Raw genomic sequence first — 13,711 nt, 5'->3', positions numbered from 1 at the left:
GTCCGACAGATTGTCTCGCTATCATCAGCCATTCGTGTAACAGATGCTGGCTGGCCACGTTTGCACTGGGGGAGCGAATCACGCTCTAATAGCGGGCGTTCCTAGTGGGGCAACAACGTCAAAGGATGAAATCCATGAGAACCGGTACGTTGACGATGGCCGTTTCGCTCACCATGTTGCTGTTGGGAGTCCGCTTTGCGGCGGCCAATGCTGCGCCGATACCGCGGCCACAAGCGACTTCTCAAAAAGCGCCGGTAGTGATCAAGACGGCCGATTTGAGTGACCAAGGCGTGCGAGCCAAGATTGTCATTCCAGCTCGCTTGAAGCCTGTAGCTGAGGCACCTCGCATCCCCGGTTTTGGACCCGGACCGAGACCTCAAGGTTCGCTTGCTCCCACGCCGCGCTCGATCGTTGCCGCCATCGCACTCTCGCTGGCCGCGGTTAGTGTCGTGTTCGTGCTGCGGGGCAAGCATGTGCTGCGAACGACGAAGGCTGTTGTCTTGGGCGCTGCTGGCCTGCTCGCCGTGTTGGGAGTGGCCCAAGCTGACATCAAGGTTCCCGGTCAACCCTATCGCGGGCCGGCTCGACCACCTGGTGACGATAAGCCGCAAATCATGATTGAGTACTCGGACGAAGCTGAAGAAGTGACGCTCACCCTCAGCAGCGGCAAGTAAGGGTTCGATCGACAAGTTCGATCGACCTAGTCTTCGATTCACGGAGCACACTCTCTTGTCGACTTTCGCTAGCCTACCCGCGAGAGGTGAATACTCGGAATCGACCTCAGCGGTCATCCTCTGGTGGCCGGTGCCGGTGGTCGTTGTGTTTGTTCTCGCCGCTTGGTTGCTGGCGGCGTGCGCTCCGCTCGGGTTTTCGATTGTGGCTGTCTTCCTGTTTGCCGGTCCGCATAACTGGATGGAAGCCCGCTACATGCTGCGGCGCATGCCAGCCAAGTGGGGCCCGCTGACAGGTTACTTCGCTCTCGGTATCGGCGGGACGATCGCGCTCGCCGCCTGGCAGGCGCTGTTTCCCTGGCTGGGCCGATCGGCCCGTTGGTCGGCCGACGATTGGTTGTCGACCATCGCCCTCTGGAACACGGCGCTCGTCGTCTGGATCATCTCGCTTGCGCTCCTTCGTAGCACACAAAACCCGCGGCGCGATTGGCGCTGGCTCATTCCCGTCGGCCTACTGCTGATTGGTTTGAACTGGCTCTGGCCGCTCGGCTGGAGTTTGGCGCTCGTTTACATTCATCCGCTCGTAGCGCTCACCTTTCTCGAACGGGAACTGGCCCGCGCCAAGTCGCCGTGGCTAACTGCGTATCGCGGTTGCCTGGCTTTGCTGCCGCTGTTACTAGGCCTGCTCTGGTGGACGCTCCGCAACACCCCCGATTTGCCCGGCGAAGACATCCTCTCGCTGCAGATCTCTCAGCACGCGGGAGATGGCATCTTAAGTGGCATCTCAACTCACTTGCTGGTGGCCACGCATACTTTTTTGGAAATGCTGCACTACGGCGTGTGGCTGATTGCTGTTCCGCTGTTAGCGGGAATCAGCAAACCGTGGCAACTCGAGCAGCTTCCGCTCGCGCGGCGCGGACAGATCTGGCGAATTGGAATCGCGTGCCTGCTCGCACTGGGACTAATCATTGTCATCGCGCTCTGGGCCGGTTTCGCCGCCGATTATCCGCTGACACGCAACGTTTATTTCACCGTGGCCATGCTGCACGTGCTGGCGGAAGTTCCCTTCCTGCTGCGACTGTTGTAGCGTCCCCAAGAATTCGTCATGCCTCCTAGCTCCGCTGAATTGTGGCAGTTTCTGCTGTGGGGCTATTTGCTGACCATCGCGCTCGAGACGCCAGTTTTGCTTCTCGGTCTGTCACGCCGTCATTCGTGGCAGCGACGACTCTTCGCTGGATTCTGGCTGACTGCCTGCACGTATCCCATCGTCGTGGTGTTGATGCCCCTGACGATCTGGCCTCTTTGGGGCTACACCACGTATGTGGTGATTGCCGAAATCTTTGCCCCGCTCGCAGAGTGCGTACTTTTCATCTTGGCCTTTCCGCCGGAGCAAGACGCGCCACGAGATGGCGATTCATCGAATCGCTCGCGCAGCACCTGGCAAGATTGTGCTGCTATTGTTGTCGCAAATCTCGTTTCGTTTCTGGTCGGAGCTTATCTGCTCGAACAAGTGCGGTAGCTTATGACCACTGTGTGAAGAAAAAACGCGTGATGTGAAAGAAGACCGGGGCGGCGAAGCAGAGTGAATCGATCCGGTCGAGCACTCCGGCATGGCCTTGCACCAGCGTGCCGTAGTCGCGCACACCCCGGTCGCGCTTGATGGCCGACATCGTGATGCCACCAGCTGAGCCCATGATCGCCACAATCAGCGAAATGCAAGCTGCTTCCCAAACTTCAAACGGCGTTGCCCAAAACAGCAACGTGCCGACGAGCATCGTACAAAGGCAGCCTCCAATCAATCCTTCCCAGGTGCGACTCGCGTTGATCTGCGGCGCAATCACATGCTTGCCAAGCAGAATCCCCCAACCATATTGAAAAACATCGTTCAACTGCACGAGGAGAATGAAATAAAACAGCAGGCCGGCATTACTGCCCGGCTCCTTCGCCACTTTCACGACTGGCAGCGGTGGGGCGGCGCTAATCGCGGGCTCGGTTGGCGGCATCTCATCCGCCAATGTGCCGGCATTGTTTGTCGCAGCAGCACTTAGGTCCCAAGGATTCTTGCTGGAGTCAGTCAGATCGAGGCTTAAGATCGCCGGCGCATGGCTAAGCGAATACACACAAATCAGCAGGCCGGCCTGAATCTTCGCCGTTCGCTCCAAGAATCGTTTGGGATCGCCCGAGAAGGCAATCCGCGCGGGAATGATCAGCGAGGCATAGACGGGAATCATCACGGTATAAATTGCGTAGAACTCCTTGCCCAAACCCACGAGCAAGTACTGCAGCGGCGTGAAGAGAAAGAACGTCCAAAACAGCGCGCGGTGGTCGCCGCGGCGCGTCGGCGTCATGGTGATGAATTCGCGCAGGGCCCAAAACGAAATCACCCCAAACAGCACGAGTGTGACGGAATAGCCCATCACAAAACCCGCGATCAGGATCGAGAACATCATCCACCAGGCCCGCACGCGCAGATTGAACGTCCGCACCACGGCCGGGTTCGCAGTACTCTCTGGTTGCCGCTTGAGCACGCGGCCGACGATATAGGCGGCGAACAGCAGCACCAGAACCGTACCAAGCAGAATGTTCGTGCGCGCGTCGAGTTTGATCTGCGGAATGTTGGCGCGAATTTCCGGCAGCCAGGTCAATTGACCTGCCAGCGCGAAGCTGTCGGTGATGAATGACGACGCAGGGCTCATACTTCTTTCAGCCGGCGCACCGCTTCGCGGGCCCGCTTTAAAAACTCGACTTTCGATTCCTTCGGTTCCAGCCACATTGGCGGGCCAAACGTGATGCAACTCAAGAGCGGCACCGGCAGGAACTCTCCACGTGGCAAAACTCGATTCAAGTTGTCGATGTAAACGGGAACGAGTTCCAGATCGGGGCGTTTCTTACTTAGGTAATACAGCCCGCTCTTGAACTCCTGCATTTCTTCGTCGCGGTTGCGCGTTCCTTCGGGGAATACTATCAGCGAGTATTTCAGGCCGATCTCGCGAATCATCACATCGACCGGACTCTGGTGCACCTTGATCTCTTCGCGGTCGATCAGCATCGCGTTGAAACAGCTAGAGATGTACCGGCGAACCGGGTCTTTCGACCAGTAGTCTTTGGCAGCGACCGGACGGGTGACTTCCCGCACCGGCCGCGGCAACGACGACCACAGGACCAGGGCATCGAGATGGCTGGTGTGATTGGCAAAGTAGATGCGCTGACAAGGATCGGGCTGGATCTCGTGCCAGCGCACGGTTGCCCCGCTCAGCATTCTCGCGATGCCAGCCAGGATTGAGCTCGTCAGTCTCTTCGATACCACAAGGCCACCCCAAACCGCCCATCAGCCCCTCTGATTGGCTGACTGCGTAACGTTAACCAAGTTCGGCACTAAAGCGTAGGCCCCTATCGACTTAGCGGCAACCGCGATTTTCCGGTTTGAGCTGCCAACGACCCGCCAAAGTGCGACCTACATTTTCCTAACGTCCGGCAGCTTTACGGCTGGGACCGAAATGCAAATGAGACGGGGAAACAGCGACCTGGCCGGCGGGAGCGATTCTGCCGGCTTTGTCGTTTGTACCGTCAGAGGGAACGCGTTATGACAATCTGTGTTCGGCCGGAACGCATCAACTTGATGGGCGTCGCCATCGATCCGCTGACCATGAGCCAGGCGGTCGAAACTGTCCTGGCATGGACTGCCAAGCCAGGACCGTGCCGCTATGTCGTCACGCCGAACGTCGACCACATCGTGCTGCTGCAACACCACGAAGACCTGCAAGCTGCCTATGAAGGTGCAGAACTAATTCTGGCCGATGGCGCGCCAGTGGTCTGGGCGTCGCACTTGCTCGGCCGACGACTTCCCGACCGCATTCCGGGCTCCGACCTGACGCCGGCGATCTTCGCCGCCGTGCCGCCAGATCGAATCCTGAAGACCTACTTGCTGGGCGCAATGCCCGGCGTGGCCGAAGTAGCAGCCCAGAACATCGAGCGCCGCTGGCCGCAGGTGAAGGTAACCGGTTGCTACAGCCCGCCACTGGGCTTTGAAAAATCTGCGGAAGAAAACGACAAGATCCTTGCACAGATCGCCGCTGCCGAGCCCGACTTGCTGATCGTGGGGGTCGGTGCTCCTAAGCAGGAGTTGTGGGTACATCGCCATCGCGAGCGTATTGCAGCCCGGGCCGCGCTGTGTGTTGGCGCGACGATCGACTTCCTGGCAGGTGAAAAACGCCGCGCGCCGGTTTGGATGCGCGGGATGGGCATCGAATGGATGCACCGCTTAGCAACGGAACCACGTCGGCTGGCCAGTCGTTACGCCCGCGATGCCTGGATCTTCCCGCAACTGGTGCTGAAGTCTTATTTGAACCGGTAAATGAGCGTGAAGCGTAAGCGCCCGGAGAGTAGTGGCGCTTAAGATGGTGAAATCTCCGGGCGCTTACGCTTCCGGCTCAGAAACTCGTCTTACCTAACACGGCAGTAGTGAGCGCCCACGCAACGAGCGCGAATGCCGACCTTCAAACGATGACGCTCGTCAGCGATTGAAAGTAAGGGTGCCGGCGGATCGGATCGAAATCCCGCTCGCTGCCGACCAGCTCGCGATAATCGGGCTGCAAGTCGAAAGCTTGGGCAAGATAAGAGCAGGCAATCTTCGCGTTGCCAGCCAGGCTCCAGTAGCAAGCCAGGTTGTAGTGCAGAATCGCCTGTTCGGCATCAGCTTCGAGCGCTTCTTCCAACGATTGAATGGCGAGATCGAGCCGCTTCACCCGTTTGTAGCACCAGCCAAGAGCCAAGCGAATGTGGAAATTCTCGGGCTCAAGATCAGCTGCTTCGCGCAGCGGCTTGACCGCGTCGCCGTACCGTTCCATCGTTCGCAGGGCCTGCCCGCGGAGGAACAACATATGAGCTCGCAAGCCACCTGGGTTATCAATGCGATCCAGCGTTGCCAGCACTCGCAAAGCCACCTGGTCGCGAGCATCGGGTCGACACGGCCAACGACCGCCAAAGACAGTGATGAGATCCAAATAACCTTCGGCTTCCCGAAGGATCTGTTGGCGGCGGATGCGGTTGGGGTCAGACATGGCGAATCATCTCAGCCATTCACTGGAGGAACGCTCTCTACATCAATTCTAACCGGCGCTTTCAAAAACCCAAATCGCGGGGCAGGTAATTTCGGCAGGAATCACGAAAAATTGTCGAACAAACCGCGCTTTGTTGACTGTCTTAGCGACCAAGCAAACCTTGAGGACACTAGTTGTATCGGCATTTCGTCAGGCCAGAAAAAATCAACTGGGCAATTCAGCGATGGTAGTCGGCAGGAATTTCCGCCGTCCGTACCGGTGTATTGCGCCAGTTTCTAGACGACGAAGATTATTTTGCCTGCTCGCTGGAAATGACACCAGGAGGGGTGCAAAGTTCGATGTAGTGGCCATCGGGATCGATCAAAAAGACCTGCCCCGCGCCATCGGGACGACGTTTGCGCGGGAAATGCGGATAGCCGACGGATGTTAAATGTGCCTCCCAGGCGTCGAGATCGTCCACCATCAAGGCCCAGTGATCGCCGCGATTGTGAGAGTGCGTGGCGAGTTGCCGCCCGGCAATCAAATGCAATTCCTGCTGCGTTCCCAGGCGAAACCAGGCACCCGGGAAGTCGAACGCCGGACGCTCAATCTCCGCTAGCTGTAGTACGTCTCGAAAGAAAGCCCGGCTGCGCTCAAGGTCGGCGACGTGAATGGCCACATGATTTAGTTCCACGATTTTCATGCTGGCTATTTTGTTCACCTGAGCGAGCAGCCGCTAGCGGCCAACAGGTATCAATTTCGGTCAATCTCTTGGACCAGTTGCAGCGGGCGGCTATCTCCAAAAAAATCCTCCTTTTTTCCGAATGTGTCCGCGCCGTGACCAGACTAGTCACTCTCTTCGCGAAAATCTTAATAACAAAGCTGTTGACGTCGATGTGGATAACTGTACAGTATTCCTTTGTCCACTATCGATTTCGCTTCCACGATGGAAGCCGGGCCGCTTGCAAGCCGCCCGAGCCTTCCTCATAAAAGGAGAAGTTCCGATGGTTGCTGCTGAGAAGGTGAATGGACGTATGGCAAAAAAAGAGAAGGCTCCCAAGGATAGCGGCAAGGCCAAGCTGGCCGCGCTGATTGAGGGTAACGAGGTCCTGAAGGCCACCCTTCAGAATATCGAAAAGCAATTCGGCGATGGCTCGATCATGCCCCTAGGTGGCGATCGCACCTTGGCCATTTCTGGCATTCCGACCGGCAGCCTGGCACTCGACGTGGCGCTCGGCGGACAGGGCATTCCTCGCGGCCGCATCATCGAGATCTTTGGCCCAGAATCGAGCGGTAAAACAACCCTCGCACTGCATGTGATTGCCGAAGCTCAGAAAAAAGATGGCGTGTGCGCGATCATCGACGCCGAACATGCTTTCGACCCGACCTGGGGCAAAAAGCTGGGCGTGCAGCTCGATACGTTGCTCGTCAGCCAACCGGCCAGCGGCGAAGAGGCGATGCAAATCACCGAAATGCTGGTGAAATCGAACGCAGTCGATGTGATCGTGGTCGACTCGGTGGCAGCCCTCGTGCCGCGGGCGGAATTGGAAGGTGACATCGGCGATACGCACGTCGGCCTGCAAGCTCGCTTGATGAGCCAGTCGATGCGTAAGCTGACCGGGGTGATCGCCAAGAGCAAGACAGCGGTCATCTTCATCAACCAGATTCGCGAAAAGATCGGCGTTACCTACGGCAGCCCGGAAACAACTCCCGGTGGTCGCGCTCTCAAGTTCTACTGCTCGTGCCGGATCGATGTCCGCCGCGTCACCCAAATCAAAGAGGGTGAAGATGTGGTCGGCCAGCGGGTACGGGCCAAGATCGTGAAGAACAAGGTCGCACCACCCTTCCGCGTGGCGGAATTCGACATGATGCATACTAACGGCATCAGCTTCGAAGGGGACGTGCTCGACATGGGTGTCGAACAGAAAGTCCTCACCCGGAGCGGTTCGTGGTTTAAGTACAACGATGCCTACATTGGCCAGGGCAAAGAGAAGGCCCGGGCCTACCTGGCCGAGAATACCGCGATTCGCGACGAAATTCGTGATAAGATTCTGGCGTCGGGAATCGTTGGCGTGAAGGAAGTCGCCCCCGAACCTGGTGAAGAAGATGAAGGCGGTCCTGACGAATAGTCGGGGCTGGCCTCACAGGAATTGGCCAAACGGCGACTGCTGGCCCGTCAGCAGCCTCCTTCTTCTTCGCGCAGCACGCATCGTGTCTGAAGAAGGACTCGCCGCATGATATTCAACTCCCAGCGCTTGCTCGGTTTGCTCTTAGGTACCTGGCTGCTGGCTGGTGTTAACTCCGCACCAGCCCAGGAGCCATCCGGGCTGCAAGCTGCCGTCGCGCTGGAATCGGTATTGGTCGATACTATCGCGAAAGCCGAGAAGTCGGTTGTCGCTGTCGCCCGCCTGCGCAAGCAATCGCCCGATGCTTCGCCAGCTGCCGAATTAGGTGAAGGCTTGTCCGGCGAAGGGGCCGATCTCTTCAGCGATCCCACTCGCCCCGACTATGTGCCGCACGACTTCGGCTCTGGCGTTGTGATCGATTCTCGTGGGCTGATTCTCACTACTTATCACGTCGTAGGCGATATCCGGGTTTCGCGCTATCTCGTTTGGATCGGCAAGAAGCCCTACCCAGCCACCGTCAAAGCGGCTGACCCGTGGCTCGATCTGGCTGTACTGAAAATCGAAGCGAATGAGCTGCAGGCCCTGGCACTGGGTGATGCGAAGTCGCTGAAAAAGGGACAGATCGTCCTGGCCCTCGGCAATCCATACGCGATTGCCCGCGATGGCGAGCCGAGCGCCACCTGGGGCATCATCGCCAATCTGGCTCGTCCCGCCCCGCCTGCTCCCGAACGAACCGGAGCGGGTGCCACCGAAGGTCGATTCACTCTGCATCACTACGGTAATCTAATTCAAACCGATGCCCGCCTCGAACTGGGCAGCAGCGGCGGAGCACTCGTCAATTTGAAGGGGGAGTTGATCGGCATCACCACTTCACTGGCCGCGCTGGTTGGTTATGAAAAGAGTGGCGGCTTTGCGATTCCCGTCGATGAGGATTTTCGCCGGTCACTGGAAACGCTCAAGTCGGGGCGAGTTCCGGAGTATGGCTTTCTCGGCGTTGCTCCCACTTTTCTTGCTGCCGAAGAGCGCCGCCAAGGCCGCTTCGGCGCGCGGCTACTCGATGTTGTTCCCTCCACACCCGCGGCCAAGTCGGGCCTGCAACCTGGCGATGTGATCACGCATGTCGAAGGGGAGCCGATCAGCGACGAGTTGCAACTGATTCGCCGCTTGAGTGGTTTGCCCGCCGATACGAACGTTCAACTAACGCTTGAGCGCGGCGGTGGTGCAAATCGTCGCGGCAAAGTGGTGACGTCTAAAGTCACACTCTCGAAGAAGCGCGTCGAAGGACCGCGCCCTGCCTTTGCAGAACAACCGGACCCCAGCTGGCGCGGACTCCGCGTCGAGTACGCGACGGCCACTCCGCAGTTTCGCGATCACAGCCGAGATCTTGATCCGGAAGGAAGCCTGGGGGTGATCGATGTCGAGAAAGACTCGGCAGCCTGGAAGGCGGGACTGAGGCCCGGTGAGTTCATTAGTCATGTGGGTAAGTCGCGCGTCACCACACCCAAGCAGTTCTATCAAGCAACCGCTGACTTGCGGGGAAGTGTCTCGCTTAAATTGAGCGGTCTGCTGACCGGCACCGAGACGCGCACCATCGCTGCTGAATAACCTGCCGCTGAATCACCTGCCGAGTTCCCCTTGAAGTCCACTCCTCTCTTGCTCATTGTTGCCGTCGTCGTTGGAACAGTGCTGCGCTGTTATCAAGCAAGTGAAAGTCTCTGGCTTGACGAATTGCACACTTCGTGGACTGTCAGCGGGTCGCTCACCGAAGTCTACGAGCGGGCAGCCATTGGCAATCAATCGCCCCTTTACTTCTGGCTGGTGTGGCTCTTCACATTCTTGCCTGGACCGGCGGAGATTGTGCTGCGTCTGCCGAGCCTCCTCGCCGGCTGCTCGCTGCCGGTCGCTGTTTTTTGGCTGACCAGAAAATTCGTAAGCGCTGCGAGTGACGAGGAAGACGATACCGCGCCACTGCTGGCCGCGTGGTTGACGGTCGTCGATCCGCTGGCGATTGCCTACTCGCAAGAGGCGCGGCCCTATGCGCTGCTGATGTTGCTGGCGGTCGTGCATATCGGGCTCTTATTGAATGTACTCGCCCAGGCGAATTGGCCGGCGCGCATTGCTTGGATAATCACTGGTGCGCTGCTGGTGCATCTGCATTACACCGCGGGATTGTTGCTGGTGGCCGAAGTCGTGGCGCTGGCGATGATCTCCTATGCTTACGCGCCGGCCCAGCGACGTGAGTTCCTGTTGCAGCGGGGCATGGACTTGCTGCTGATGTGCTTGCTGATAGTCCCCGCACTTCCGGGCATTGCAACTGTCGCCGCGCGCAAGGGAAACTGGGAAACGTTTGTCGCCCGGCCCGAGGCGCTCGATCTCTTCAGCCTCTTTCCTTGGACGATTGCGGCGGTGGTCTTGATCGTCGCCAACGGTTGGCGACAAGTTGTTTCGCAGCGAAGTTTGATCGTCCTCAGTTGCTGGCTCTTCGTCCCGCTGATCGTGGCGTGGACCGCAACGCGCTTTGGCTGGGTTGCGATCTTTTATCCGCGGTATCTGCTGTTCGCAGTGCCGCCGACGCTGGTGATGGCCGCCCTCTGCTCGAGTCTGACAAAAAATGTGAACTGGCAACCAGCAGTGATCGGAGTTCTGTTGGCCATCGCGGTCGGCAACAGCGGGTTGATTCAGAATCTGCGCGCGACAGGCAGGCCACTTCCCGGCCGCAATGAAGACTGGCGCGCGGCCGTGGCGGAACTCAACGAGCAGCTCAAAACTTCTCCCGCCCCCGTGCTGGTGCGGAGCGGGCTGATCGAGGCGGATGAACTCCCGGCCCGCGAGGATTCTCTCTTTTTGCAATACTGCCTGCTCCCCGTGCGGGGCATATACCGAGCGAACTTCGCCGACGATCAACTTTTTCCCCTCCCCACCAAAAACCCCGGCCAACTTAGCGCCAAGGCCCGCTCGGCATTGGTCGCAAAGGGAGAAGCATGGCTGCTCATCCGCACGACGAGTGCCACCAAGAAGCAACAACTGCTCGCTCAAATAGGAGAGTCGCTGGGACCGAAGTACCGAATCGAAACGGACGAGCCGAAAACCTGGGGCGGTGTCTTTTTGCAGCGAGTGCGGGTCCGCGAGAAGTAGGAAGTGATGACAGGCAAGCTGCCTGTCCCACTCTCAGCCCCGGTCTTTGCGACTGGTGAGATACTCGAGCAGCGCGCGGTCGAATTGCATGCTGGTGTCGAGCGGCACATAGTCGACGCGCGTTTGAAAACACTCTTGCTTGTAGAGCGCGCGGAAGGCTTCGATCTCACTTTGATAGTCCTTGCGATAGGCAGACGCGTCAACGACTACCTTCTCGTTCGTTTCCGGATCTTCGAACTCGACCATGCCGTCGAAGGGAAACGCGACTTCAGCTTCGTCCAGGATGTGGAACAAGATGACGTCGTGACCGCGATGACGCAGTCGTCGCAGCGCTTGAAAAACCGGTATTGGATCGGTCAGCAGATCGGAAAAGACCATCACCAGGCTTTTGTGCCGCAGCATCGCCGCCACCTGCGTCAGGCTGCGGCCAATATCGGTCGGGCCGGTTGGTTTCAGCTTCGCCAGGTGCGCGAGGACGTTCCCCAGTTGCGTCCGCTTGCTCTTCGGGGGCAGCGAGTCGCGGATCTTTTCGTCGAAGGTAATGAGTCCGCAGGGATCTTGCTGCAGAATCATCAAGTAACAGAGCGAGGCCGCGAGACAGATGGCGTAATCGAACTTCGTCAGTTCCTGCCGCAGCGTGTAGCCCATCGACGAACTAAGGTCCATCACCAGGTAGCCGGTGATGTTGGTCTCCGCTTCAAACTTCTTGACGTAGTACTTGTCGGTCTTCGCGAAGACGAGCCAATCGATATCCTTCGGGTCGTCGCCGGTCGAATAGCGGCGATGCTCGCTGAACTCGACCGAGAAGCCGTGAAACGGGCTGGCATGCAAACCCTGCAAGAAGCCTTTCACGACGAACTGAGCGCGCAGATCGAGTCGCTTGATCTGGTTGATCACTTCGGGTTTTAAATACTTTTCGACGGCCATGGGTGCATGATACACGCTCGCGCCACTTCGACCCAGCGAGTGTAGGTTTGGACGGTGCGCAGAAACTCAATTCCATTCTTGGTTTGCGCGATTGACGACCCCTTTTCGCCGACTTACGTTGACACGATTACTTGCAAGAGAAACATTCATTCTTCGGCGGAGGCCCTCTGACTTTCGACGACTTAACTCGCGAGGTATCTGTCGGTCAGGAATACGCCGTGCGCGTCGATGTCCGCCCCGTCGATGGCGCACCGGGTTATGTGCGGACCACGACGATCAGCGAGGGCAACCGCGTCATCATCGAGTTCGACGTGTGGGGGATGGATGAAGGAGGGTTGTACTACCGCGCTGAGTTCGCGACGCTGCAAGAGGCGGTCGAGTGCGTCGAGGAGTACATCGGTCGCCCGCTCCTCGAGTGGGAGCACGCCGACTACCCGCCGCGGCCGCCCGAGGCGGGAACGGAAGAGAGCCACCGTTGGTTCCGCGACCTGCTCGTCCAAGGCGGCCCGACGCTTCCGCCCCGCGGAGATTTCCAGACTAGTTCCGACTATTGGCTCCAGTTCATGCAGGGCTGCGATCCGGCTGCCAGCCGAGTGGATTTCTAGTCCCCGACCGCGATAAGGCGATGGTCAACATCTCTTCGGCGACTGCCGGGTGTCACTGGCTTTGTCAGTGCCGATTTGGCCTCCGCAGATCGATCTTCAGCCGAAACTTGACATCTCGCCTTTTTGCACAGGGCAGCGCGTTGGTAAAATGTAAATTCTCCAACTTTCAGCGATCCGTCCACTCACCCGCGCTGACTAGGCACCGGCAACACCAGTGGCACCAGGCGAACCTGCGGTGTTCCGAATCTGTCACGTATTGGGATAAGTTCCGCATTGCTCGTGCCAGCCGGAGGCAAAAGTGTCCGCCAAGCCCCGTATCCCGAAGTCGCTGGAGCAGCGGCTTCAAGACTGCGAGACGCACCTTTACTTTCTCTGGGACGCGCGCCGGCTGTACCCGGCGCAGGAGGATCGGTTCAAGCAAATCGCCGCCGAGCTGCGCATTCTCGTCTGTGAAACTCGAACAAATCACCCTCTCCTCCTCAAGCTGATGGAGGAGTTCGCCTTTCCCTTCGACGTGCAGCCGCCGGGTCCGCCGTTCGACAAACAACCGATCACGATGGTCGGGTGGCGGGACGACCCAGCTCACAAGCAATTGACGGCCGAAGTCCAAGCTGCAATCGGTGATGAGCAGAAGTTAAGTCAAGTGCTGCAAAGGCAGGCCTCACTCCGACGCCCCGTCCCGTTCCGGGAGTATGTCGAAAAAAGCCTCGCCGTTTTCATTGCACCCTACGACTACAGCTACCGGGAACTGATTCTCGCTGTTGCTCAACAGGTTGGGAGCAGTCACGAAGACCTCACAGTTGAAGAGCCTCTGATAAAGATGCAGCATGTTCGTCTTGCGGGCCACCAAGGGCACATCGCCCCGCTAATCGTGTTCACAGAATTGGTGTTGGAGGTCGGAAGACTCTTTGTGGAGTTCCTCGTTCAAACCCAAAACTACGAACCACGATACTACAAGCAGCAGCACGCCGAACCAGGCGCTGCAGCAGACGGCGGGGGCATGTAAGCTTTTCCCGATTCATAGCTCACTCGGCCCCCGCCGCTGCAGTGCGGAGTCGTTCCCCTATGGCCACTCGCCGGGTGTCACTGGCTTTGCCAGTGCTGTTTTGCGACACGAAGATCGATGTGCAGCCGAAACTTAACATCTCGCCTTTTTGCACAGGGCAGCGCGTTGTAGGCGAATATATCCTGAGTTTTTTGACGACTCA

At 58.4% G+C, this 13,711-nt stretch carries 14 protein-coding genes; 9 read left to right on the top strand and 5 right to left on the bottom strand.

Annotated elements, in window-relative coordinates:
• Positions 1–134: 134 nt before the first annotated feature.
• From ETAA8_RS14235 to ETAA8_RS14225, 3 genes are read left to right on the top strand one after another with little or no spacing between them, the layout of a single operon-like run.
• Positions 135–674, top strand: a complete 540-nt coding sequence (locus ETAA8_RS14235) for a hypothetical protein (RefSeq protein ID WP_145089220.1) — start codon at positions 135–137, stop codon at positions 672–674.
• A 55-nt stretch (positions 675–729) separates the two neighbouring features.
• Positions 730–1,758 carry a hypothetical protein gene (locus ETAA8_RS14230; protein WP_145089217.1) on the top strand — a complete coding sequence of 343 codons (1,029 nt, stop codon included), beginning with the start codon at positions 730–732 and terminating at the stop codon, positions 1,756–1,758.
• Between the two features lie 18 nt (positions 1,759–1,776).
• Positions 1,777–2,190: a hypothetical protein gene (locus ETAA8_RS14225; protein ID WP_145089214.1), complete on the top strand. Its 414-nt coding sequence runs from the start codon at positions 1,777–1,779 to the stop codon at positions 2,188–2,190.
• Position 2,191: 1 nt separating this feature from the next.
• Here the strand turns inward: ETAA8_RS14225 and ETAA8_RS14220 are convergent, their stop codons facing one another.
• Together ETAA8_RS14220 and ETAA8_RS14215 are read right to left on the bottom strand one after the other, a co-directional pair.
• Complete coding sequence (locus ETAA8_RS14220; protein ID WP_145089211.1) at positions 2,192–3,367, bottom strand: phosphatidate cytidylyltransferase; 1,176 nt, start codon at positions 3,365–3,367, stop codon at positions 2,192–2,194.
• Positions 3,364–3,930, bottom strand: a complete 567-nt coding sequence (locus ETAA8_RS14215; protein WP_145089208.1) for a lysophospholipid acyltransferase family protein — start codon at positions 3,928–3,930, stop codon at positions 3,364–3,366. Before ETAA8_RS14215 ends, ETAA8_RS14220 begins: the two co-directional genes overlap by 4 nt.
• A 324-nt stretch (positions 3,931–4,254) precedes the next feature.
• On the opposite strand from ETAA8_RS14215, the gene ETAA8_RS14210 reads away from it, so the two are divergent.
• Complete coding sequence (locus ETAA8_RS14210) at positions 4,255–5,025, top strand: WecB/TagA/CpsF family glycosyltransferase (protein WP_145089205.1); 771 nt, start codon at positions 4,255–4,257, stop codon at positions 5,023–5,025.
• Positions 5,026–5,167: 142 nt separating this feature from the next.
• Here the strand turns inward: ETAA8_RS14210 and ETAA8_RS14205 are convergent, their stop codons facing one another.
• Both ETAA8_RS14205 and ETAA8_RS14200 read right to left on the bottom strand, forming a co-directional pair.
• Entirely contained in the window at positions 5,168–5,731 is a 564-nt protein-coding gene (locus ETAA8_RS14205; RefSeq protein ID WP_145089203.1) for a TPR end-of-group domain-containing protein, read from the bottom strand.
• Between the two features lie 289 nt (positions 5,732–6,020).
• Positions 6,021–6,413: a VOC family protein gene (locus tag ETAA8_RS14200; RefSeq protein WP_145089200.1), complete on the bottom strand. Its 393-nt coding sequence runs from the start codon at positions 6,411–6,413 to the stop codon at positions 6,021–6,023.
• Positions 6,414–6,744: 331 nt separating this feature from the next.
• On the opposite strand from ETAA8_RS14200, the gene recA reads away from it, so the two are divergent.
• From recA to ETAA8_RS14185, 3 genes are all read left to right on the top strand, one after another.
• Positions 6,745–7,839, top strand: coding sequence for a recombinase RecA (gene recA / locus ETAA8_RS14195; protein ID WP_145100520.1), 1,095 nt, complete (start codon positions 6,745–6,747; stop codon positions 7,837–7,839).
• 105 nt (positions 7,840–7,944) lie between these two features.
• A complete protein-coding gene (locus ETAA8_RS14190) occupies positions 7,945–9,441 on the top strand; it encodes a trypsin-like peptidase domain-containing protein (RefSeq protein WP_145089198.1) in 1,497 nt (498 codons plus the stop codon).
• A gap of 30 nt (positions 9,442–9,471) precedes the next feature.
• Positions 9,472–10,971 (top strand): glycosyltransferase family 39 protein, encoded by a 1,500-nt coding sequence (locus ETAA8_RS14185; RefSeq protein WP_145089195.1) that lies wholly within the window; start codon positions 9,472–9,474, stop codon positions 10,969–10,971.
• Positions 10,972–11,004: 33 nt separating this feature from the next.
• Here ETAA8_RS14185 and ETAA8_RS14180 read toward each other — a convergent pair whose 3' ends face one another.
• Positions 11,005–11,898, bottom strand: coding sequence for a DUF58 domain-containing protein (locus tag ETAA8_RS14180; protein ID WP_145100516.1), 894 nt, complete (start codon positions 11,896–11,898; stop codon positions 11,005–11,007).
• Positions 11,899–12,029: 131 nt separating this feature from the next.
• Between ETAA8_RS14180 and ETAA8_RS14175 the strand changes: the two genes are divergently transcribed.
• Positions 12,030–12,503, top strand: coding sequence for a hypothetical protein (locus tag ETAA8_RS14175; RefSeq protein WP_145089192.1), 474 nt, complete (start codon positions 12,030–12,032; stop codon positions 12,501–12,503).
• Between the two features lie 298 nt (positions 12,504–12,801).
• Complete coding sequence (locus ETAA8_RS14170; RefSeq protein WP_145089188.1) at positions 12,802–13,509, top strand: hypothetical protein; 708 nt, start codon at positions 12,802–12,804, stop codon at positions 13,507–13,509.
• Positions 13,510–13,711: the final 202 nt, after the last annotated feature.

Origin of the sequence: Anatilimnocola aggregata, assembly GCF_007747655.1 — a bacterium.
In the GTDB taxonomy this organism is placed as follows: domain Bacteria; phylum Planctomycetota; class Planctomycetia; order Pirellulales; family Pirellulaceae; genus Anatilimnocola; species Anatilimnocola aggregata.
The sequence above is the reverse complement of the archived record's forward strand: the minus strand, read 5'-3'. Positions and strand labels throughout refer to the sequence as shown.